The 22,337-nt window shown below is 66.9% G+C and carries 15 protein-coding genes; 9 read left to right on the top strand and 6 right to left on the bottom strand.

All coding sequences use genetic code 11. From position 1 onward, the window contains the following. Positions 1-667 precede the first annotated feature (667 nt). Positions 668-1,669: an FAD:protein FMN transferase gene (locus tag BLR75_RS02415; protein WP_084313221.1), complete on the bottom strand. Its 1,002-nt coding sequence runs from the start codon at positions 1,667-1,669 to the stop codon at positions 668-670. Between the two features lie 380 nt (positions 1,670-2,049). Between BLR75_RS02415 and rsxC the strand changes: the two genes are divergently transcribed. After that, the gene (gene rsxC, locus BLR75_RS02410) at positions 2,050-3,450 is read left to right on the top strand and encodes an electron transport complex subunit RsxC (RefSeq protein WP_084313220.1); all 1,401 of its coding nucleotides are present in this window, start codon (positions 2,050-2,052) and stop codon (positions 3,448-3,450) included. Further along, positions 3,447-4,424, top strand: coding sequence for an RnfABCDGE type electron transport complex subunit D (locus BLR75_RS02405; protein ID WP_084313219.1), 978 nt, complete (start codon positions 3,447-3,449; stop codon positions 4,422-4,424). Before rsxC ends, BLR75_RS02405 begins: the two co-directional genes overlap by 4 nt. Positions 4,425-4,679: 255 nt before the next feature. Here the strand turns inward: BLR75_RS02405 and peaD are convergent, their stop codons facing one another. The 5 genes from peaD to ccsA form a co-directional block, all read right to left on the bottom strand. After that, positions 4,680-5,792, bottom strand: a complete 1,113-nt coding sequence (peaD, locus tag BLR75_RS02400) for a quinohemoprotein amine dehydrogenase subunit beta (protein WP_084313218.1) — start codon at positions 5,790-5,792, stop codon at positions 4,680-4,682. A 29-nt stretch (positions 5,793-5,821) separates the two neighbouring features. Further along, positions 5,822-6,145: a quinohemoprotein amine dehydrogenase subunit gamma gene (gene qhpC, locus BLR75_RS02395; RefSeq protein ID WP_084313217.1), complete on the bottom strand. Its 324-nt coding sequence runs from the start codon at positions 6,143-6,145 to the stop codon at positions 5,822-5,824. A gap of 1 nt (position 6,146) precedes the next feature. Then, a complete protein-coding gene (gene peaB, locus BLR75_RS02390; RefSeq protein WP_084313216.1) occupies positions 6,147-7,577 on the bottom strand; it encodes a quinohemoprotein amine dehydrogenase maturation protein in 1,431 nt (476 codons plus the stop codon). Positions 7,578-7,660: 83 nt separating this feature from the next. Further along, on the bottom strand, positions 7,661-9,187 hold the full coding sequence (peaA, locus tag BLR75_RS02385; RefSeq protein ID WP_084313279.1) for a quinohemoprotein amine dehydrogenase subunit alpha: 1,527 nt from the start codon (positions 9,185-9,187) through the stop codon (positions 7,661-7,663). A 238-nt stretch (positions 9,188-9,425) separates the two neighbouring features. Beyond that, on the bottom strand, positions 9,426-11,612 hold the full coding sequence (gene ccsA / locus BLR75_RS02380; protein WP_245726087.1) for a cytochrome c biogenesis protein CcsA: 2,187 nt from the start codon (positions 11,610-11,612) through the stop codon (positions 9,426-9,428). 476 nt (positions 11,613-12,088) lie between these two features. On the opposite strand from ccsA, the gene BLR75_RS02375 reads away from it, so the two are divergent. From BLR75_RS02375 to BLR75_RS02345, 7 genes are all read left to right on the top strand, one after another. Further along, positions 12,089-13,768, top strand: coding sequence for an MFS transporter (locus BLR75_RS02375; protein WP_084313214.1), 1,680 nt, complete (start codon positions 12,089-12,091; stop codon positions 13,766-13,768). A 210-nt stretch (positions 13,769-13,978) separates the two neighbouring features. Then, complete coding sequence (locus BLR75_RS02370) at positions 13,979-15,472, top strand: aldehyde dehydrogenase family protein (protein ID WP_084313213.1); 1,494 nt, start codon at positions 13,979-13,981, stop codon at positions 15,470-15,472. Positions 15,473-16,356: 884 nt separating this feature from the next. Continuing rightward, positions 16,357-17,811: a high affinity choline transporter 1 gene (locus tag BLR75_RS02365; protein WP_084313212.1), complete on the top strand. Its 1,455-nt coding sequence runs from the start codon at positions 16,357-16,359 to the stop codon at positions 17,809-17,811. A gap of 285 nt (positions 17,812-18,096) precedes the next feature. Beyond that, positions 18,097-19,245 (top strand): efflux RND transporter periplasmic adaptor subunit, encoded by a 1,149-nt coding sequence (locus BLR75_RS02360; protein WP_084313211.1) that lies wholly within the window; start codon positions 18,097-18,099, stop codon positions 19,243-19,245. After that, complete coding sequence (locus BLR75_RS02355; protein WP_084313210.1) at positions 19,242-19,925, top strand: ABC transporter ATP-binding protein; 684 nt, start codon at positions 19,242-19,244, stop codon at positions 19,923-19,925. Before BLR75_RS02360 ends, BLR75_RS02355 begins: the two co-directional genes overlap by 4 nt. Further along, positions 19,925-21,136: an ABC transporter permease gene (locus BLR75_RS02350; protein WP_084313209.1), complete on the top strand. Its 1,212-nt coding sequence runs from the start codon at positions 19,925-19,927 to the stop codon at positions 21,134-21,136. Before BLR75_RS02355 ends, BLR75_RS02350 begins: the two co-directional genes overlap by 1 nt. Beyond that, positions 21,136-22,332, top strand: coding sequence for an ABC transporter permease (locus BLR75_RS02345; protein WP_084313208.1), 1,197 nt, complete (start codon positions 21,136-21,138; stop codon positions 22,330-22,332). The genes BLR75_RS02350 and BLR75_RS02345 overlap by 1 nt, the downstream gene beginning before the upstream one ends. Positions 22,333-22,337 lie beyond the last annotated feature (5 nt).

The following is a 22,337-nucleotide window of genomic DNA, read 5'->3' as shown; positions in this document are numbered from 1 at the left end:
GCCAGCTTGCTGGCGATCCGAGGTATCAGCCGGCAACGCTGTGCACAGGGAAACCAATTGATCGCCAGCAAGCTGGCTCCTACGAAAACAGAGCCGTACCCCGACCGGTAGAAGCGCGCCATGCGCGCGATTCGCGGGCATGGCCCGCTCCTACACGGCCCATTGGATCCCCGCGTTCGCGAGGACGACGGGGGTTGGGAGTCGCACGGAGTTACCCGAGAAATCCGTCATTACTCGCTGCGCTCGCCCTTCTGGCCGCACTGAAGTGCGTTCAGCGCAAGCGCTGTCCCGCGGACGCGGGAAACCAGAAGACAGTTGCTCCTACAGGAAAGTCTGGCGTTGTGGCTCCCTCACCCCAGCCCTGGCTGCGCGCCCCGCTCCAGAGGGAGAGGGGGCAGATTGGCGTCGGGGTGAATGCCGTGCCACCCGGCGACTCCGAACGGTCCCCTCTCCCTGAGGGAGAGGGTTAGGGTGAGGGGGAAGCATCAAGACGATGTAAGACAGTTGCTCCTACAGGTAGTCCAGGGCCGCGGTGCTTTTCGTAGGAACGAGGGGGGCGCCTAGCCCTTGCTCACGAACAAAATGCGCTGAGATACCAGGACAGGTGCTCCTGCAAAGAGCCCAGGTGTCCACCTATTCAAATGGGCACGCGCCTGGGCCGATTCGCCTAGTCCTGCCCGGGAAACAGCGACTCGAATCGCGGCGTCGCCCGGGCAACGAAACCCTGCCCCTGGCGCATGACGAAATAGGCGGCGATGTCATGCCGCGCGGCGAAGGCGTAGCCCTCCTCCGGGCCGAGCACCATCAACAGCGTCGACAAGCCATCGGCATGCAGCGCCGAGGGATCGACCACCGTCACTGCCGCCAGCGCGTGCTTCACCGGCCTGCCGACACGTGGATCGAAGGTGTGCGAATAGCGCAGGCCACCTTCCTCGAAATAGTTGCGGTAATCGCCGGAGGTGGAAACGCCGTAGCCGTCCACTGCGATGGCGTGCTCCACCTGCTGCTCGCGCTCGCCACTCGGCACTTCCAGGGCGATGCGCCAGGGCGAGCCATCCGGCTTGCGGCCGAGCCCCTTGAGTTCGCCGGTGATCTCGACCAGATAGGCCTGGATACCCAGGGCCGCAAGCCTGTCGCCGACCCGGTCCACCGCATAGCCGGCGACCATGCTGCTGAAATCCAGTTGCGCCGCCACATCCTTGCACAGCCTTTCGCCCTCCAGGCGCAAGTGCCGGTGCCCTACCCGTGCCCGTTCCCGCGCCAGCGCGCCCGCATCCGGCACCTGATCCTCCCGCGAGTGCGGGCCGAAGCCCCAGAGGTTCATCAATGGCAGCACCGTCAGGTCGAAAGCCCCGCCGCTCTCGCGGGACAGAAACTCGCCGTACTCCAGCAGGCGGCGCATATCTTCCGACAACGCCTGACAGGCGCCGGCCGGCAGATCATTGAAGCGGGAAACCACGGAGTCGCCGCGCCAGGTGGAGAACTCCTGCTCGAGCGCCCCGAGTATCGTCTCGACTTCGGTCTTCACTCGCTGCGGGTCGGGCGTCTGCGCGGCGGGTACGTACTGGATCGAATAGGTGCTCCCCATGGTCGGCCCGGAAAAGCGCTCGATCCGTTCGCCGCAGCCATACAGCAACGTCAGCAGCATCACCAGCAGGCTTGCGCGCATCGATCGACACCTCCCCGATCCCGGCGCGCCTCTTCGCGGCGCGCGGTATTTATCCGAAGTGCAGGCAGCACCTATCCAGAGAGTAAAGCTGCATTACCGGAAATGCTGGCGATTTGCCAAACGCCACGAACGCCTTGCCCGGGCCAGAGCCTGGGAGCGCATCACAGCCGTTGGCGGCGACGTTTCGCAGGCTGGCAATTTGCCTACCGTTCATCAGCAAATCTGATCAAAAACTGAACAAACCACCCATTCGGCGCTCTGAAACCCCGCGAGTGATCGAGTGTCCCCCCTCCCTATTCACTCAATGTCCCGGAAGCAAAAAACCATCATGTGCATCAGCGCATAGGGGTTTTTCATGTCCAAAAACTGGAGGACAGATAATGTCTAGCCATTCGTTGCAGAGCGTCGAGCGCATGCAGAACCCCGCCCGCGCCCAGCGTCAGCCGCAACAGAAACCCTTCTGGCGCCGCCTGCTTGCCATCGCCTCGCCCTCACAGCGCAGCTGGCGCGGAGGGATCAAGCTCAGGGGCTACAAGCAATTATCCAATGCCAATCCGATTGCCCCGGTGGCGGTCGGAACCATACAGCTGGCGATCCCGCTCGAGCGCGGGCGCCGCTGCGCCCAGCCTTGCGTGCAGCCGGGACAGCATGTGCGCAAGGGCGAGGTCATCGGTATCGGCGATGACAACACCGCCTGGGTGCATGCCAGCACCTCCGGCATCGTGGAACGGATTGGCCCCGCCTTCGCGGCCGACTCGGCCAAGCCGGTCTTGGCCGTCATCCTCAACGCAGACGGTCTGGATGAGTGGATCGAGCGTCCGGCGCCGGAGCTGCCGGAAACGCCCGAGGCGCTGGTCGAACGGGCATTGCGGATGGGCATAGTCGGCCTTGGCGGCGCGGGTTTCCCGACGGCCCTCAAGCTGTCCGGCGCCCAGGACCCCGATCTGCTGCTGATCAACGGTGCCGAATGCGAACCCTTCCTTACCTGCGATGACCGTCTCATGCGCGAACGTGCCGAGGCGCTGATCGAGGCCGCCGACTATCTCGCCACGCTGATGGGAATCACGCTGACCCGCTTCGGCATCGAAACCAACAAACCCGAGGCGATGGCCTCGCTGCGTGCCGCCGCTCGCCAGGCGCGCACCAGTATCGAGATATGTCCGCTGCCGGAGCGCTACCCGGCAGGGGGGCAGCCGTTGATGATCAAGAGTCTCAGTGGCCGCAACCTGGCGCCCGGGACCCTGCCCGCCGATATCGGCGTACTGGCGCTGAATGTCGCGACGCTCCATGCACTGGGACAGGCCGTCTTCCACGGCGAACCGCTGATATCGCGCGTGCTGACGCTGACCGGGACCTGCGAGCGCCCCGGGAATGTCGAGGTGCCGGTGGGCTATCCGGTCAGCGCACTGCGCGAAATTGCCGGCGCGGACCCCGAAGGCCAGTGGACCCAGGTCGGCGGACCGATGATGGGACTGTCGCTGCCGGACCCCACCGCCGTCATCAGCAAGACCAGCAGCTGCCTGATATTCGGCGCCGAGAACTACCTGCCGGCAGCGCAGCCCGCAGGCAGTTGCATCCGCTGCACGCGCTGCGTGGATGTCTGCCCGATGTCGCTCAGGCCGCTGGATCTCTACGCCGCCGCCGAACGCCACGACAAGGCCAGCCTGCAGAAACTGCGACTGGACGCCTGTATCGAATGCGGCAGCTGCAGCAGCACCTGTCCGAGCAATATCCCGCTGCGGGAACGCTTCCGCCAGAGCAAGACGGAGCTACGTGCATGAGCCTCATACGCAGTCCCATCCCGCACCGACTCCCCACGGTGATGCTGCTGGTCAGCCTGTGCCTCATGCCGGGAACCGCCCTGTACGCCTGGCAATTCGGCCCCGTGGTCTGGCTGCAGACCTTCTGGTGCGTGCTGTTCGCCCTGGGCTTCGAAGCCGGCCTGCTGCGCCTGCGCGGACGTAATGTCCGCGAGGGCCTGAGCGACCTGAGCTGGCTGGTGCTGGGCCTGATCCTGGCCCGGGCATTGCCGCTGCTGGTGCCGCTGTGGATGATCGCCCTGGCCAGTTTCGCCGCTCTCGCACTGTGCAAGCACGGCAGCGGAGGCCTTGGTCGCAACCGTCTCAACCCCGCCATGGTCGGCCTGGGGATCATCGCGATCTGCTTCTACCAGCAGTTGTACCCCGCGCCATCGGACCATGCCCCCTGGACCCTCGGCCTGGACGTCAAGGCGGTTCTTCTGCAACAGCTGCAACTGGCGCCACGCCTTGACCTCGATGCGTTCGCCGGCGCCACCCAGCTGGCTCAGGACCAGTTCACGCTGATCACCCCCAATCTGTCGGGGTACGGCTACATCGCCGGCGGCCTGATGCTGGCTGTCCTGCGGGTGATCCGAATCGAGATTCCGCTGGCGATGCTCGCAAGCACCGCATTGCTGTGCATGGCGGCCGGCCATAGCCTGCAGGAAAGCCTGTACAGCCTCAGTCTCGGTGGCTATCTCTTCACCGCCTTCTTCATCGCCACCGACCCGGTCACCAGTCCCGATACACGCGCCGGTCGCATCCTCTTCGGCGTGACCATTGGCGCGCTGACCGAATTGATTCGCGAATTCGGGCTTTATGCCGATGGTCTCTGCTTCGCCGTGCTGGCCGCCAACCTGCTGGTGCCGCAGATCGACCGGTTGGCACGGCGCATACAGCGCCCCTGGTACCTGCCAAGCGAACACCTGGGATCGAGAGCGTGCGTAGCGCCGTAGCCGTGGAAAGCGACGGCCACCCTGCGCAGGAGAGCCCTTATCGTTCCCACGCTCCTGCGTGGGAACCATGAAACGCCGATGGGATGGCGGATAACGCTGCCGCGTTATACGCCCTACCCGGAAACTCCATCGAACCGCGTCTACAGGTCGGACACCGTAGGGTGGAAACCGCGAAGCGTTTTCCACCATCAACGCAGCGGCTCCTACAGGGTAACCGTTGCAGGGCAGGCGCAACCCGCCCGCCCTGCAACACCCTCAGCGCACGAACGCCTGGCTGGTGGTGATCGCCATGTCGCCGCCCGGCAGCTTGAGGCCGCCGATGCGCTTCATGCTGTCGGCATCGAAGATCGCCACGTCGTTCAGCGTGCCGGTCAGGTAGATCTTGTCGCCGGCCTTGTTGAACGAGATGCAGTAGTAGGAGTGATCCAGCGTCGCCGCTTCGATCAGCTTCTGCTCCTTGATGTCGTACTTGGCCAGGCGGTTGAGCACGCCGAACATCAGGTTCGGGTCCTTCGGCGAGCGCATGCCGCTGAAGTACACCTCGGTCAGCGGGCCGAAATCCACGGTCTCGGCCTTGCCGGTGGCGAGGTTCACGCTGAAGAAGCCGTACAGGTAGTCGGCGGTCGCCGGGTCCTGCCTCTCGTCCTTGAACTTCGCGGTGGTGTAGAGCAGCGAGAAGTCGCGGCGGTAGGTCTGCTGGTTCCACACGTAGAGCACGTCGGGCGCGGCGTAGTTCGGCCGGGTCCAGGTGCGGCTGCGAACAAGCACTTCGAACTTGCCGTTCTGCGGATCGACCTTGTAGATCTCCGGGCCGGCCACGTAGAGGCTGCCGTCGTCGCCGCTCTGCATGATGGTCAGCTGGCGCGGCGCCGGGAAGGTGCGGATCGGCTTGGCGTCCATCCCGCCGTCGGCCGGATAGACCTGCAGGCGCGGCTGCTGCACCTCGTAGTGCTCGCTGAGGATCAGCGTCGGGTTGGCGACCGCGTAGATCTCCTTGCCGTCATGGCTGACGGTCATGGAGAACATGGCGCGGGCGTTCTCCCCCGGTTTCTGCGCGATGGTGGCGTGGAACACCGGTTTGCAGTCGTCCAGCTGGATGCCGTAGATGTCCGCGTAGTGGTTGCTCAGCACGTAGACGATCTTGCGATCCGGCGACAGCTGGGTCATGCCCGGTCCGAAGGCGCCGGGAATGCTGCAGGTCTTGTAGAGCTTGTCGGTCTGCATGTCGATGACGTGCAGGTTGTTCGGGTAGTTGGTGGTGATCAGGTACTCGTGGCCGGTCTCGAGCGCCTTGTTCGTGTCGGCCATGGCGTTCAGCGAACAGGCGGCGAGCAGTGCGGCTGCGCCGGCGAATGCTTTTCTGGACATGCAGTTTTTCCTCTTGTTCTTCTGTCCGCTCATTTGTCGTCCGGGAATACGGTGCCGAGGTTTCGCCAGTTCTCCGCGGAGGCCTGGGCGTCCTTGTTCCAGTCGGGGTAGGTGCTCATCATGTCCGGCACCTGGGCCGGCCACCAGCAGGGGTCGGAGCAGCCGTAGAGGTCCGCCTCCATCGGCTGGCAGAGCGAGGAAACGCCGCCGAACACGTCGACTTCCCAGCCCGGGTCGGTGGTCGCCGCGCAGCCCGCGACCGAGTTCATCGCCACCACTTCCTCGATACGGTCCTCGGCGGCGGCCTGTTCCAGCTTCTGTGCCTTGTTGTTGATTGCCTTGAGATGTTTCATGTCAGTGCGCCTTCCGCGGAGTGATATGGCGGTCGATGAATCCCGGGTTGCTGGTCATGATCCGGCTGTAGACCTCGATGCCGAAATCGACCCAGTCCCGCATCAGTTCGCAGTAGTGGTAGGTGGGGTGCGCCGGATCGCCGTAGCGCGCGTAGCTTTCGTGGTAGCAGCCGCCCGAGCAGAGGTTGCGGATGCGGCAGCTGTTGCAGCCGGTGTCGGTGCGATCCAGGCGTTGCGAGAGGAAGTCGTTCAGCTCGGCCTGCTTCACCCCCTCGTGCACGTTGCCGAAGGTCGGCAGCGAGGAGCCGGTGAAGCGGTGGCAGAGGTTCAGCTCGCCCTTGTGGTCCACCGCCAGCATCTTCAGCCCGGCGCCGCACGGCAGGGCCTTCTTGTGCCCTTCGTGGATGTCGGTGATCAGCTGGTGCAGGTTGGAGAAGCCGATATTGCGGCCCTGCAGCGCCTCGTCGAGATAACGCCGGCCCAGCGCCTTCATGTTGGCGAAGACTTCCACCAGTTCCTCGCCGGTCAGGTTGTAGTCGGCCATGTCGCCGGACGTGACCGGGGCGAAACCGACTTCGGCGAAGCCCATCTCGTTGAACAGGTGGTTCCAGATCGTCTCGATGTCGGTGATGCCACGGGTCAGCGTCACCCGCGCACCCACCGGCCGGCTGTCGTAGCGCGACAACAGCATGTCGGCCTTGCGCCGCACCACGTCGTAGGTGCCCTGCCCGCCCACGGTGATGCGGTTGCGGTCGTGCACGGTCTTCGGCCCGTCGATGCTGACGGACAGGCCGAAGCGATGGGCGTTGAGCCAGTCGACGATCTCTTCGGTGAGCAGCGTGGCGTTGGTGGTCATGACGAACTCCACCTGCTTGCCCAGCTCGCCGAAACGCCGCTCGCAGTAGCCGACCATGTGCTCGATCAGCGGGCGGTTGGACAGCGGCTCGCCGCCGAAGAACACCACGGTGTAGCGGCTTTCGTCCGGCGATTCCTTGAGCAGCATTTCCACCGAGGCCTCGGCGGTCTCGGCGCCCATCTTCTTGCCGGCCGAGGGCTTGTCCAGGTCTTCCTTGTAGCAGTAGGTGCAGCTCAGGTTGCAGCCGGTGTTGACGTTCAGCACCACGGTGTTCAGCGCGGTGCGATCGACCTTTTTGATACCGATTTCCGGGGTCAGCGGCGAGCCGTCGCTGACCAGTTCCAGCGCGATCAGCTCGCGCAGGGTTTCTTCGATTTCATCGTTGGCGAAACGCCCGTCGAGGCGCTGCGCCAGCTCCTGCGGCGAGCAGGCATGCCCGCGCAGGGCGTCGATGATCCCGCCGGTGAGCTCGTCGCTGGCGAACAGCGACGAACTGGGGATGTGGAACAACAGGCGGTCGGCGTCGACCCGCACTTCGTGCAGGTTGCGTTCGACCAGATTCAAGATGGCGCCCATGGCGACCTCCCGTGAACTCTTGTGCTTGGCCTGCCGAGGCAGGCCCCGAGGTTCTGTCCGCTCCCGGGACTCTCTACCGAGAATCAGGGGATCGGCGGGTTGTTCCAGCGCTGCACGGTGACGATCATGTGGCCTTCGCCTTTCAGCGCCTTGCCGCCGGCGTCCACGGCGGCGATCACCTTCAGGTTGCCGGCGTTGTTGGTCATCATCTTGCGCGCCGGGTTCGGGCCGGCGTCGCCGGGCATGAACACGCCGGTGGCGGAATCCATCACGCCGGCGTACTTGACGTCCTCGTCTTCCTTCGCGCGGTCGTCCCAGGCTTCCACCGACCACTTGGCCGGGAATACGCCGATGCGGTACGGCTGGCCGTCGGCGCCCTTGCCCCAGGCCTCGGCGTCGAAGCGGCCCTGGACCTTCGGCGTCGAACCGCCGTTGCCGCCGATGCGGGCGATGGAGAATTCCGGCACCACCTTCACTTCGGCGATGTCGCGGTACACGGCGAGGGAGCCGCCCTTGAGCGAGCCGACGCTGACCTCGTGCACGCCGGCTGCGGCATCGGCGCCCGCCTTGACCTTGACGGTCACGCGCTCGGGGCTCTGCGACACCACCGAGACCACTTCGATGCCCTTGCCGAATTCCGGCTTGCCGGAGAGGCCGCTGCCGATCACGCTGACTTCGGCCTCCTCGCCGGCCTTCAGGTAGCCCGGCTGCACCGCCAGGACGCGGGCGGTGCCCTTCTGCACGGCGGCGAAGTCCAGGCCACGCTCGTCATGCTCCTTCTCGAACATGCGGCCCTTCAGTTCGCCCTTGCCGGCGGCGAACACCTGGCGCATGGCGACGCCGTCGATCTTCAGGTTGCCGCGCCATTCGTAGCCGCTGTAGAGCACCGCGGTGCCTTCGCCGTTGAACGGGCTGCCGTCGGCGTACTGGCCTTTCACGGTGACCTTGAAGTTGTCGCCGCCGCTGCTGGCGACCTCCATGCTGCCGGCCAGTTCACCCTTGCCCGGCATGTGGCCGGCGAAGCTCCACTGCCCGGCCAGGGATTCGGCCTTGGGCATGGACTTCTGCCAGTCGCTCCAGGCCTTGGCGTCCAGCGGGTAGCGCTTGGCCAGTTCCGGGACCATTTCCTTCTTCGCCAGTTCGAACCAGTCGCGGTCGCGGGACAGCGCCTGGTATTCGAGGGACGGCCAGCGGCCGAGATGGAAGTTGACCAGCTTCTCCCATTCCGCCGCCGGACGGCGCTGCAGGGCGACCCGCGCGCCGGAGTGGCAGCGGGCGCACATCTGCTCGAAGTTGGGATCGAATTCCTCGACGGTATTCAGCCGGCGCTCCAGCGCGTAGCGCACGCCGTCGGTCTCGCTCGGCGCCAGGCCCTGGCGGTCGGCGAGGAACTTGACCACCGCACGGCGATCCTCGTCGCTGATCTTCAGCCCGTACATGACCTGCATGCGCGCGACGCTCATCAGCCAGCCCTCGGGGGTCTTGCGCTGGTGGCTGATGCGGCTGAGGGAATTGTCGCCTTCGGGCGTGTGGCAAACCGCGCACTTGGCGTTGAGAATGGCCTGGCCATCCGTTGCTGCGTGTGCCGGCTGCAGTGCGGCACAGGCCATCATGGCCAGGGAACCGGCACTCAGGTAATGCCGAAGTCGTTTCGTCTTCAAGGTCAGGCCTCCACGGTATTGTTGTTAAAATCCGCGCCTTTCGGCAGGCAGGAGCACGTCCTTCCAAGGTAGTGCAGGTTGTGTGCCACAGCCCGGAAAAGTCGTCACAACCCGCATTCCGGCAGGCTTCGGCGCCCTCCTCCACGAGCGCACTCCGCCTCCCGGCGTCTAATTTCGCGATAGCTGTCTAACTCTGAGACACAGCGCCGGAGACTGCCTGGCGCCTGGGCGCGCTGGCCGTTCCCGGCAGCAGCAGGAGGCCGGCGAGCATCGCCAGCAGCCCGCTCCAGACCAGCGAAACCAGCGGATAGCGGCGAACCACGATGACGCCGTGCACCTCGGCATCGCCGCCGCTGGAACTCATCAGCCGGGGCGACGCCGGCACCCAGATCTGCAGGTCCTGGGACCAGCCGCGGACGATGAAGGGATGCAGCACGTAGCCCGGGTCGCCGGTGTAGCGCGCATAGCGGTAGTCGAGGATCTCGCAGAGCTGGCGGACCGGCCCCTGGTAGGCCGGCGGCAGCTTGCGGGCGTCCTGGAACAGGGCGTGGCCGCTGAGGATTTCGCCATCGCTGCGCAGCTCCACCCGGGCGACGGCGCGGTAGCCGGAGAAGTCCGCCTCGCTGCCGCCGGGCAGCACGCGCACCTGCATGTGCCCGCCGATCCGGTGCCACTGCTCGGGGCTCGCCGATGGCGGGATGTTGATCGGCAGATAGGTGTTCAGCGCCGTGGCGGCCAGCCCGCCCACCAGCGCGACCACCGCGCCGCCGTGGATCAGCGCGAGGCTGCCGCTGTGGCGCAGGACGCCGAGCCGGCGGCTGCGCCAGACACCCAGCGCCGCCCAGGTGAAACAGGCGCCGAGCAGGAAGGCTCCGGCGAGCAGCGCCGCATCCAGCCAGGGCAGCACGGCGACGATGCTCTGCGAGAGGATGCCCTCGCCGTTGTAGCGCGGCGTCAGCCAGCCGCCGCGCCAGGCGGTGAAGCCGACCCAGAGCGTCATCGCCAGGGTGACGGCGGCGGCGATGCGCTGCCTCAGGCAGCGGCGCAGGAAGGCATAGCCGCCGACCAGCCCGAGCAGCGCGAACAGCGGCATCAGCCATTTGCCCAGCGCGTGGCCGTCGACGTCCCACTGCGCGAAGGCGCTGCGCAGCCCCGCCAGTTCCTGCGCGCTGGCCCAGGTCATCAGCGTCTCGAAGAACGGCTTCAGTTCGGTGGACTTCTCCGCGCCCAGCCACTGGCTCAGGTGCGCCTTGAGCAGCTCGCCGACGGCCAGCAGCGCGGCGCCGCAGAACAGCCAGATCGCCAGGTCGAGGGTCCACTCGGCCACCGAGCGACGCGCCTTGGCGACCGGCGCGGTGCGGCGCGCGAACGCCCTCGCCGCATACCACAGCAGCAGCGCGAGCATCGCGCCGGCCAGGGCCAGGTGGCTCATCCAGGACGTGGTGCCGATGTAGCGATGGGAGCTGGCCAGCACCTCGCTGCGGGTCACCGACATGGCGACGCAGGCGCAGGCCGCGGCCAGCAGGCTGAGGATCGGCAGCAGCCGCCGGTTCGCCCCCGTCGGCCGCCAGCGCCGGGCGCCGTGGAGGATCGCGCCGAGCAGCGCCCAGACGGAGAAAGCGGAGGTCTGTACCGGGTCCCAGTGCCAGAGCTGGCCGAAGGTGAAGTCCTCCAGCGCCCAGGCCATGCCCGCGCCGATACCCGCGCTGAGCACCAGCCAGGCGCGCCGGCTGTAGCCGGGGGCGAGCGTTCCATAGGCCGGGCTGCCATCGTCCAGCGCGGCGAGGGCCGCACCGGCGGGCGCGATGGCCCAGGCGTAGGCGGCGAGGATCAGCGGCGCGTGGAAGGCCATCCAGATGGTCTGCAGGTGCGCGTTCATGCCCTGGCTCGCCTGCGCCGCCAGCCACTCCGGCGGCGTGACGGCGAACGGTCCGAGCCAGGCGGCGGTGGCCGCGTACCAGGCGGCGACCAGCGCCATGCCGCGCCCGGCCCACCCCGGCAGCGGCGCGTTGCCGATGGCGATGCCCATGCAGAAGGTCGCCAGCAGCAGCACCGTGCCCTCGTCCCCGCCCCACAGGTTGGACATCTTCAGGTAGGCGGGCAGCGCGGAGCTGCTGTAGAGCCAGACATAGCGCAGCTGGAAGTGGTCGGCGAGCAGGTGCAGCACCAGCGCCAGGCAGGCGCCGTACAGGCCGCCAAGGGCGACGCGCCAGACCATCGACCGAACGGACGGCCGCAGCGCGCCCAGCGCGATCAGTCCGGCAACCACCCAGAGCGCCGCATTCCCCGCCTGCGGCAGGAACCACAGCAGCAGGATGGCCGCGACAGCGGCAGACAGGCCGGGGGCGAGCCCGGACAATCGAATCCTCTTCAACACAGGCCTCCATGGACAAGTTCCCCTCTCGCCCGACGCTGGCGAAAGCGGTTCTTCCCGGCCCTACATATTGTGTGCCATCACGAAGAAAGCCTTTTGCATCAACCTGTTGTCCGATTCGCCAGGATTTCCGCATGCCCCACGGGCGTTTCATTTCGCGACAACCGTGACAGTTTGAAACGGCCCGCAAGCGAAACGGCGGCGAACTTCAGCCATCCGGCAAAATCATGCTGGCAAGTGGATATCTACGAAAGCGCGTTTATTCTTCTCCTGGCCTTCAGGGTCTGTTGACGTTTCGTTCCGGAACAAAACGTCAACAGACCCTGGTGGGCTCATCTGCAATTCAGGTGGAACGCATGAACTTTCCACCTGGTCTCACGCTTACCGAAATCCGTAGTCGAAATTCGTTCACGGGCCGGGTGTGAAGGTGTTTCTGCGTGCTCCGGCCTATCAAAACAACAAGACGGAGAAGACAGATGGCGGAACTCGACAGCTTGAACGAGGGCACGGCCCCCAACCGCGGGATCACCAGGGAAGAGCGCAAGGTGATCTTCGCCTCCTCCCTGGGCACGGTCTTCGAATGGTATGACTTCTATCTCTACGGCTCGCTCGCCGCGATCATCGCGAAGCACTTCTTCGCCGGCGTCAACGAGACCACTTCCTTCATCTTCGCCCTGCTCGCCTTCGCCGCGGGCTTCGCCGTGCGGCCGTTCGGCGCCATCGTGTTCGGCCGGCTCGGCGACATGATCGGCCGCAAGTACACCTTCCTCATCACTATCATCATCATGGGCGTGTCCACCGCGGTGGTCGGCCTGCTGCCCGGCTACGCCAGCATCGGGGTGGCGGCGCCGATCATCCTGATCAGCCTGCGCCTGCTGCAGGGCCTGGCGCTCGGCGGCGAGTACGGCGGCGCGGCGACCTACGTCGCGGAACATGCGCCCAAGGGCAGGCGCGGCTTCTTCACCTCGTGGATCCAGACCACCGCGACCCTCGGCCTGTTCATGTCGCTGCTGGTGATCCTGGCCTGCCGCTCCGCGCTGGGCACCGAAGCCTTCGAGGCCTGGGGCTGGCGGATTCCGTTCCTGCTCTCGGTGCTGCTGCTGGCGATCTCGGTGTACATCCGCCTGCAACTCAGCGAGTCGCCGGTGTTCCGCCGCATGAAGGCCGAGGGCAAGCAATCCAAGGCGCCGCTGACCGAGTCCTTCGCGCGCTGGGACAACCTCAAGGTGGTGATCATGTCGCTGCTCGGCGGCACCGCCGGCCAGGCGGTGGTCTGGTACACCGGGCAGTTCTACGCGCTGTTCTTCCTGCTGCAGACGCTGAAGATCGAGGCGCAGACGGCCAACCTGCTGATCGCCGGTTCGCTGCTGCTCGGCACACCGTTCTTCATCTTCTTCGGCAGCCTGTCGGACCGCATCGGCCGCAAGAAGATCGTCATGGCCGGCTGCATCCTGGCGGCGCTGACCTACTTCCCGATCTTCCATGCGCTGACCCAGTACGGTAACCCGGACGTATTCGCCGCCCAGGAGAAGAACCCGGTGACCGTGGTCGCCGATCCGGCCCGCTGCGCCTTCCAGTTCGACCCGGTGGGCAAGGCCAGATTCACCAGCTCATGCGACATCGCCAAGAGCCTGCTGGCGAAGAAGGCGATCCCCTACGAGAACGAGAAGGCCGAAACGGGCGCCGTCGCCCAGATCAAAATCGGCGACAGGGTGATCCAGGGCTTCGAAGGCACCGGCATGGCGGCCGCGGACTTCAAGGTCCAGTCCGAAGCCTTCACCGCCGAGATGAGCGCCGCCCTGAAGGAGGCCGGTTATCCGGAGAAGGCCGACCCGGCCAAGACCAACTACATCGCCGTGCTGTTGCTGCTGACCATCCTGGTGATCTACGTGACCATGGTCTACGGCCCCATCGCCGCCTGGCTGGTCGAGCTGTTCCCGGCGCGCATCCGCTACACCTCGATGTCGCTGCCGTACCACATCGGCAACGGCTGGTTCGGCGGCTTCCTGCCGACCGTGGCCTTCGCCATGGTGGCCGCCACCGGCAACATCTACTACGGCCTCTGGTACCCCATCGTGGTCGCGGTGATGACGGCGATCCTCGGCACGCTGTTCCTGCCGGAGACCAAGGATCGGGAAATCCACCATCAGGCGTAGGCCGGACACCGCCTTGCCGCGCGCAACCGAACAGCCCGGGTTACCCCCGGGCTGTTCCTTTTGAACGTCTCAAGCCTGTCGCAAACTGCGACAACCGTCCTCCTCCGGCCTCCCTCCATTCCGTGATAAACCAATATAAATCAATAACTTGATCTGATTGGCACAACGGTTGCGATAGCTGCTCGGACAACTCAACAAGAGGCATTCGAGATGCTCGCTTCACTGCCCATCAAGCCCGAATCCCGCGCCTTCCTGCAGCGTGCCCCGAAAATGCTGATCGGCGCCGAATGGACGTCCTCCAGCGACGGCGCGCTGATGGACCTGCGCAACCCCGCCACCGGCGAACTGCTCTGCCAGGTTCCCGCCGCCACCCCCGCCGACGTCGACCGCGCGGTAAAGGCCGCCCGCCAGGCCTTCGACGACTCCGCCTGGAGCCGCACCCGCCCGCGCGAACGGCAGAACCTGCTGTGGAAGCTGGCCGACCTCATGGAACGCGACGCCGACCTGCTGGCCGAACTGGAGTGCCTGAACAACGGCAAGAGCGCCGCCGTGGCGCGGGTGATGGACGTCCAGCTGGGCATCGACTTCCTGCGCTACATGGCCGGCTGGGCGACCAAGATCGAAGGCACCACCACCGACGTATCGCTGCCGCTGATGCCGGACGGCGACTTCCACAGCTTCATCCGCCGCGAGGCGGTGGGCGTGGTCGGCGCCATCGTCGCCTGGAACTTCCCGCTGCTGCTGGCCTGCTGGAAACTCGGCCCGGCGCTGGCCACCGGCTGCAGCGTGGTGCTCAAGCCGGCCGACGAAACCCCGCTGACCGCGCTGAAACTCGCCGAACTGGTGCTGGAGGCCGGCTACCCGGCCGGCGTGTTCAACGTCGTCACCGGCACCGGCATCACCGCCGGCTCCGCCCTCTCCCACCACCCGCTGGTGGACAAGCTGACCTTCACCGGCTCCACCGCCGTCGGCAAGGAAATCGGCAAGGCGGCGATGGACTCCATGACCCGCGTGACCCTGGAACTGGGCGGCAAGTCACCGACCATCGTGATGGCCGACGCCGACCTGAACGTCGCCGCCGCCGGCGCCGCCCAGGCGATCTTCTTCAACCAGGGCCAGGTGTGCTGCGCCGGCTCGCGCCTGTACGTGCAGCGCAAGCACTTCGACAACGTGGTGGCGGACATCGCCGGCATCGCCAACGGCATGAAGCTCGGCAACGGCCTCGACCCGAGCATCGACATGGGTCCGCTGATCTCGGCAAAGCAGCAGAAGCGCGTGTTCGACTACATCGAACTGGGCCGCGAGAAAGGCGCCACCATCGCCTGCGGCGGCGAGCAGTTCGGCCCGGGCTATTTCGTCCGGCCGACGGTGATCGTCGACGTCGACCAGCAGAACCCGCTGGTGCAGGAGGAGATCTTCGGCCCGGTGCTGGTGGCGCTGCCCTTCGACGACATCGACGACGCCGTGCGCATGGCCAACGACAGCCCCTATGGCCTCGGCGCGAGCATCTGGTCCAACGACCTCGCGGCGGTGCACCGGATGATCCCGCGGATCAAGTCCGGCTCGGTCTGGGTCAACTGCCACAGCGCCCTCGACCCGGCCCTGCCCTTCGGCGGCTACAAACTCTCCGGCCTCGGCCGCGAGATGGGCGCGGCGGCGATCGAGCACTACACCGAGCTGAAGTCGGTGCTGATCAGGCTCTGACCAGAGATATCCCCTGGCCCAAGTGGCACCCCCTGCCGTGGGAGCGGCGGGGGATTTTTTGTTTGGAGGACGTGAAAGCACGATTCCCGCCACACCGCCCCTATAGGAGCGGGCCATGCCCGCGACATCGCGGTCGGTCGTGGGCATGGCCCACTCCTACAAAAAGCACTATCCGGCCACTCCGGCACTGAAGGAAAACCGGATCGCCAGCAAGCTGGCTCCTACAGGTCCGCTGTCAACCGGGCCATGTCTGCGAACGCGGGGGTCCGATAAACCTGTAGGAGCGGGCCATGCCCGCGACATCGCGGTCGGTCGTGGGCATGGCCCACTCCTACAAAAAGCACTATCCGGCCACGCCGGCGCTGAAGGAAAACCGGATCGCCAGCAAGCTGGCTCCTACAGGTCCGCTGTCAACCGGGCCATGTCTGCGAACGCAGGGGAAATCCTGTAGGAGCGGGCCATGCCCGCGACCCGTCGCGCCAGGTGCGCTCCTACAAAGGAGCACCGCATCGCTCCCCGCCCCTCGTATCCCGACGAACGGCAATCCGTTCTGTTTAATAAACACCATCTGTAAAAAATAACTTACCGAATCGACCACATACCGCCCTTCACACACCAGAAATCAGCCATTTACGAAAATTCACAGAACGCGCCCGTCCGTTTTTTTGCTCATCCCTGCCGTAATTCGTTTGACATATTTGACGTCTTTGGCAAACTCCCGGCTCGTTGTAGTAAGTGGTTACGCTTTCCCGCGTGCTGGCATGCCAGCGCACACCCGCCGTCCCGCTTGCGACACACCAACAAAAACAACTCAGTAGTCGCGGCGCCCCCTGCCCGAGCCACGCTCGGCGGAGCGGTGTCGGACGAGCCTACGGAAAGTACAAATGCTGATCTGGTTTGTAGCGGTATACCTGCTGGTCACCGTCGGTGTCGGCTTCTACGCCTCCACGCGTGTGCACAATTCCAAGGATTTCGCGGCCGGCGGCCGCAGCATGTCCTTCCCCCTGGTCGCGGCGATGGTGTTCGCCACCTGGTTCGGTTCCGAAGCCGTGCTGGGGATTCCCGCCACCTTCATCGAAGAAGGCTTCGCCGGGATCATCGAGGACCCGTTCGGCTCCTTCGGCTGCCTGATGCTGGTGGGCCTGGTGTTCGCCCGCCCGCTGTACCGCATGAACCTGCTGACCATCGGCGACTTCTTCCGCAAGCGCTACGGCGCGAACGTGGAGATGATCACCAGCATCGTGATCATCCTTTCCTACCTCGGCTGGATCGCCGCCCAGCTCACCGCGCTCGGCGTGGTGTTCAACGTGCTTTCCGACGGCGCCATCAGCACCACCCAGGGCATGCTGATCGGCACCGTGATCGTCCTGCTCTACACCCTGTTCGGCGGCATGTGGTCGGTGGCGCTGACCGACTTCATGCAGATGCTCATCATCGTCGCCGGCCTGGTCTACCTGACCTGGCTGATCGGCGACATGGCCGGCGGCCCCGAGGCGGTCATCAGCCATGCCGCCAGCGAAGGCAAGTTCAGCTTCATGCACAGCTTCGAGCCGAAGGACATCGTCGCCTTCATCGGCGCCGCGGTGACCATGATGTTCGGCTCCATCCCGCAGCAGGACGTGTACGCCCGGGTGATGTCGGCGAAGACCGAGAACATCGCCGCCCGCGCCTCCATGGCCGGCGCCTGCTTCTACCTGAGCTTCTGCATGCTGCCGATCTTCCTCACCTACGCCGCCTCGATGATCGACCCGGAGATGGTCAAGCGCTGGCTGGCCGAGGACGCGCAGATGATCCTGCCGCACCTGATCATGGAGCGCACCCCGCTGTTCGCCCAGATCATGTTCTTCGGCGCCCTGCTCTCGGCGATCATGTCCACCGCTTCCGGCACCCTGCTGGCGCCGTCGGTGACCTTCACCGAGAACGTGCTCAAGCGCTTCCTGCCGGACATGGACGACAAGCAGTTCCTCCTGGCCATGCGCATCACCATCGTGGTCTGCGCCATCGCCACCTGCACCTTCGCGCTGTTCTCGGATGCAAGCATCTACGAGATGGTCGGCAACGCCTACAAGGTGACCCTGGTCGCCGCCGTGGTGCCGCTGTTCTTCGGCCTGTTCTGGAAGCGCGCCACCACCCAGGGCGCCATGCTGGCGATGGCCTTCGGCATGATTTCCTGGCTGTCGCTGGAATACAGCTACAGCGAGGACGCCTTCTGGCCGCCGCAACTGGCCGGCCTGCTGTTCAGCGCCCTAGGCATGATCGCCGGCTCGCTGCTGCCGCAGATGATGCGCTCGGCCGGCCAGAGCCGCGACAAGCTGACCGCCGAAGCGGCAGCCGCGTAACCGTCCCGCCGGCTTCGCCTTTCCCGCTCCGGGAAAGGCGAAGCTGGAAAATCGACGCAACTGTCAATTTCCTGACTAACCGAATTCCTGCGTACCCATTCGTCGGATATTCGATTCGCCCGCGTTACACCCGCCTCCCTTCCCCTCCCTGCCAACTGCTTGATTTGAAAGCTTCGCCGCGCGGTCCTGGACGTTCGTCCTTCCGCCACCGGCCGTTACCCTGGCGAAACAGCACTCCGGCCTGTCCTAGACTCAGTCAAATTACTGGCAATGGAGGCCGCCAGCATGCGCAAGTTATTGATAGCGGTTCCTATTTTCGCTCTCGCAGCTGGCATGATGGGCCTCTGGGCCCGTCCGGACCCTGTCCCCGTACGAGTCGCCGAAGTCGGCAGCGGGCCGGTGGAAACCCTGGTCGCCAATACCCGCGCCGGAACTGTGAAGGCCTGCCGGCGTTCGCGTCTTTCCTTCAAGATCGGCGGCCAGGTCAGCGACCTGCCGATCCAGGCGGGACAGCGGGTGAAGGCCGGCGACGTGCTGATGCGCCTGCGCCAGGACGACCTCCAGGCCCGCGCCGACGAGGCGCAGGCGCGGCTCGACGGCCAGCGCAACCGCCGCGAGCAGAGCTGCCGGCAGGCCCAGCGCGACGGCCGCGACCTGCAGCGGCTGCAGCACCTCGCCGAGCGCAAGCTGGCCTCCGTGGACCTGCTCGACCAGAGCGCCACCCGCGCCAGCCTGTCGCGCCTGCAGTGCGAAGGTTCGGCAGCGCTCATCCGCGAAGCCGAGGCCAGCCTCGACCTGCAGCTTTCCCTGCTCGACCAGGCCACCCTCCGCGCGCCCTTCGCCGGAGTGGTGGCGGAAATCAACGGCGAACCGGGCGAAGTGGTCACCCCCTCGCCGCCGGGCATACCGACGCCACCGGCGGTGGACCTGATCGACGACCAGTGCCTGTACGTCGAGGCGCCGATCGACGAGGTGGACGCCGCCCGCGTGCGTCCCGGCATGCCGGTGCGGATCACCCTGGACGCCCTCGGCGAGCGCGTCTTTGAGGGCGAGGTCCGGCGCATCGCGCCCTTCGTCCGCGAACTGGAGAAGCAGGCGCGCACCGTCGACGTCGAGGTCCGTTTCGCCCGGGTGCCGGGGGACGTGATCCTGCTCACCGGCTACAGCGCCGACGTGGAGATCCTCCTGCAACAGCGGCCGCGCACCCTGCGCGTGCCCACCGAAAGCGTGTTCGACGACGGCCGCGTGCTGCGCCTCGACCCCAGCGGCCACCTGAGCGAACAGACGGTCGAGATCGGCCTGAGCAACTGGCGCTGGAGCGAAGTCACCGCGGGCCTGGACAGCGGCGACAGGGTGATCGTCGGCCAGGACCGCGAAGGCCTGAAGGATGGAACCCTGGTGACCGCCATCGACGGTCGGGAGACTCAACGATGATCCACCTGCAGCAGATCAGCCGCACCTTCCGCCTCGGCGAACAGCAGGTGTGCGGCCTGGATGCCATCGACCTTGACGTGGCCGCCGGCGAGTACCTGGCCATCACCGGGGCGTCCGGCTCGGGCAAGTCGACCCTGCTGAACATCCTCGGCCTGCTGGATGCGCCCGATGCCGGCGAATTCTGGCTGGGCGGCGAAGCCACCGCCGGGCTCGACGAAACCCGCCGCGCCGCGCTGCGCAGCGAACGCATCGGCTTCGTGTTCCAGGCTTTCCACCTGGTCCCGCGCCTCACCGCCCTGGACAACATCGAGCTGCCCATGCTGCTGGCCGGCGTGCCGCCCGCCGAACGCCACCGGCGCAGCCTGCCGCTGGCCGAGCGCCTGGGCCTGCAGCGGCACCTGCAGCACCATCCCGGGGAGCTTTCCGGCGGCCAGCGCCAGCGGGTGGCGATCGCCCGGGCGGTGAGCATGCGTCCGCGCCTGCTGCTGGCGGACGAACCGACCGGCAACCTCGACAGCCAGTCGGGCAACGAAGTCATGGGCCTGCTGGAAGAACTCAACCGCGAGGGCCTGACCCTGATCCTGGTCACCCACGACCTCCAGCACGCCGCCCGCGCCCACCGCCGCCTGCAGATGTGCGACGGACGCATTCTCGAAGAGAGCTGGGCGGGAGCCGCCTGATGCGCGGCGAGGATGTCTGCCGGCTGTGCCTGGTCACGCTGCGCAGCCACCGCACGCGCAGCGCCATGCTGCTGCTGGCGATCGCCGTCGGCGTGTTCGCGGTGACCCTGCTCACCGGGCTTGGCGAGGGCGCGCGCGCCTATGTGCTCGGCGAGTTGGGCCTGCTCGGGCGCAACGTGCTGATCGTCCTGCCCGGACGCAACGAGACCACCGGCGGCATGCCGCCCATCAGCGGCACGGCGGCGCGCGACCTCACCCGCGCCGACGCCGCCGCACTGGCCCGCCTGCCCGGCGTGCGCCACGTGGCGCCGGTGCATGCCGGCAACATGGAGGTCAGCCACGGCAAGCTGCGCCGCGAGGCGCTGACGGTGGGCACCACCGCCGCCTTCTTCGCCATTCGCAAGCTGCAGCTGGCCCAGGGCCACGCGCTGCCGGAACGCGACAGCGGCCGGGTCAGGGACGTCTGCGTGCTCGGCGCCCGCCTGCGCGCCGAACTGTTCGGCAGCCGCCCCGCCCTCGGCCAGTGGCTGCGGGCCGGCGACCGGCGCCTGCGGGTGGTCGGCATCCTCGCCCCTTCCGGCGAATCGCTGGGCATGGACATCGACCAGGCGCTGCTGATCCCGGTGGCCAGCGCCGAGGCGCTGTTCAACCGCAGCGGCCTGCTGCGGGCGTTCGTCGAGACGAGCGGCCCGGCCCGGCTGGAGAGCGCCCGGGAAGGAATCCGCGCGCTGCTGGCGGACCGTCACCAGGGCGACGAGGACTTCACCCTGGTCAGCCAGGATTCGCTGCTCGCCGGCTTTGACAGCATCCTCTCCGCGCTGACCCTGGCCCTCGCGGCGATCGCCGCCATCAGCCTGCTGGTGGCCGGCCTGCTGATCATGAACGTGACCTGGATCGCGGTGATGCAGCGCAGCGCGGAAATCGGCCTGCTCAAGGCCATCGGCGCAAGCGCCACGCATATCCGCGCGCTGTTCCTCGGCGAAGCCGCCCTGCTCGCCCTGCTCGGCGCCGGCGGCGGCCTGGCGCTGGGCGAGTGCCTGCTGTGGCTGGGCCGGATCGCCAGCGACCTGCCGCTGTACAGCCCCTGGTGGGCGCGCCTTGGCGCCCCGGCCCTGGCGCTGGCCGCCGCCCTGCTGTTCGCCTGGCTGCCGGCGGCGCATGCCGCGCGGCTGGCGCCGGTGCAGTCGCTGCGCCCGGCGCGGAGCGGCTGATGCGCTGGGGCGACGGCATGCGCCTGTGCGGCCTGGCGCTGCTCGAACGGCCGCTGCGCAGCCTGCTCTCGCTGCTCGGCGTGGCCATCGGCATCGCCACGGTGGTGGTGCTCGGCGCCATCGGCGAGGGCCTGCGCGTCCGCGTGCTGGAAGGCTTCTCGCAGTTCGGTACGCGGGTCGTCACCATACGTCCCGGCAAGACCCAGACCGGCGGGCTCGGCGGCCTGCTCGCCAGCACGCGCCCGCTGAGCATCGCCGACGCCGAGTCGCTGCGCCGCCTGCCCCATGTGCAGGCCGTGCTGCCGATCATCCACGGCAACGGCGACATCGAGGCGCCCGGCCATGCCCGGCGCGTCGACATCTACGGCACCGGCGCGGACCTGGTGGTGGCCTGGCAGGTGCGCATGGCGCTGGGCGAATTCCTCCCGCCGGCCCGCGACGGCCGCTCGCCGCCCAACGTGGTCCTCGGCCATCGCCTCAGCCGGGAGCTGTTCGGCACGGCCAATCCGCTGGGGCGGCGGGTGCGGGTCGACGGCATGCGCTTCCGCGTCATCGGCGTACTGGGGAGGAAGGGCAACCTGCTCGGCTTCGACCTCGACGACATCGCCTACATCCCGGTGGACTGGGCCGAGCAGATGTTCAACCGCGAGGGGCTGGTCAAGGCGCAGGTGCTGTTCGACGAGGACATCCAGGCGCCGGCGTTCGTCGAACAGGTGCGCCAGGCGCTGCTGGAGCGGCATGGCCAGGAGGATTTCAGCCTGACCGCGCAGAACGTCCTGCTGAGCAGCCTGAACCGCATGCTCGCGGCGCTGACCCTGGGTGTCGCGACGCTGGGCGGCATCTCCCTGCTGGTGGGCGCGGTGGGCATCCTGACCATCATGGCCACGGCGGTCAGCGAACGCACCGCGGAAATCGGCCTGCTGCGCTCGCTGGGCGGTTCGCCCGGGCAGGTGCTCGGGCTGTTCCTCGGCGAGGCGACGCTGCTGTCCCTGGCCGGCGGCCTGCTCGGCGTGACCCTCAGCGCCCTCCTGCTGGTCGGCCTGCACCTGGCGCTGCCGGCCCTTCCCCTCGCCTTCCGCCCGGCGCTGGCACTGGCCGCCCTGATCCTCGCCGCACTGGTCGGCATTCTCGCGGGCCTCGCCCCGGCACGCCGGGCCGCGCGGTTGCAACCAATGGATGCGTTGCGCTGCGAATGAACAGC

It is taken from the genome of Pseudomonas jinjuensis, from assembly GCF_900103845.1.
Lineage (GTDB): Bacteria > Pseudomonadota > Gammaproteobacteria > Pseudomonadales > Pseudomonadaceae > Pseudomonas > Pseudomonas jinjuensis.
Note: the sequence above shows the minus strand (reverse complement) of the source record. Positions and strands in the feature narration are given on the sequence as shown.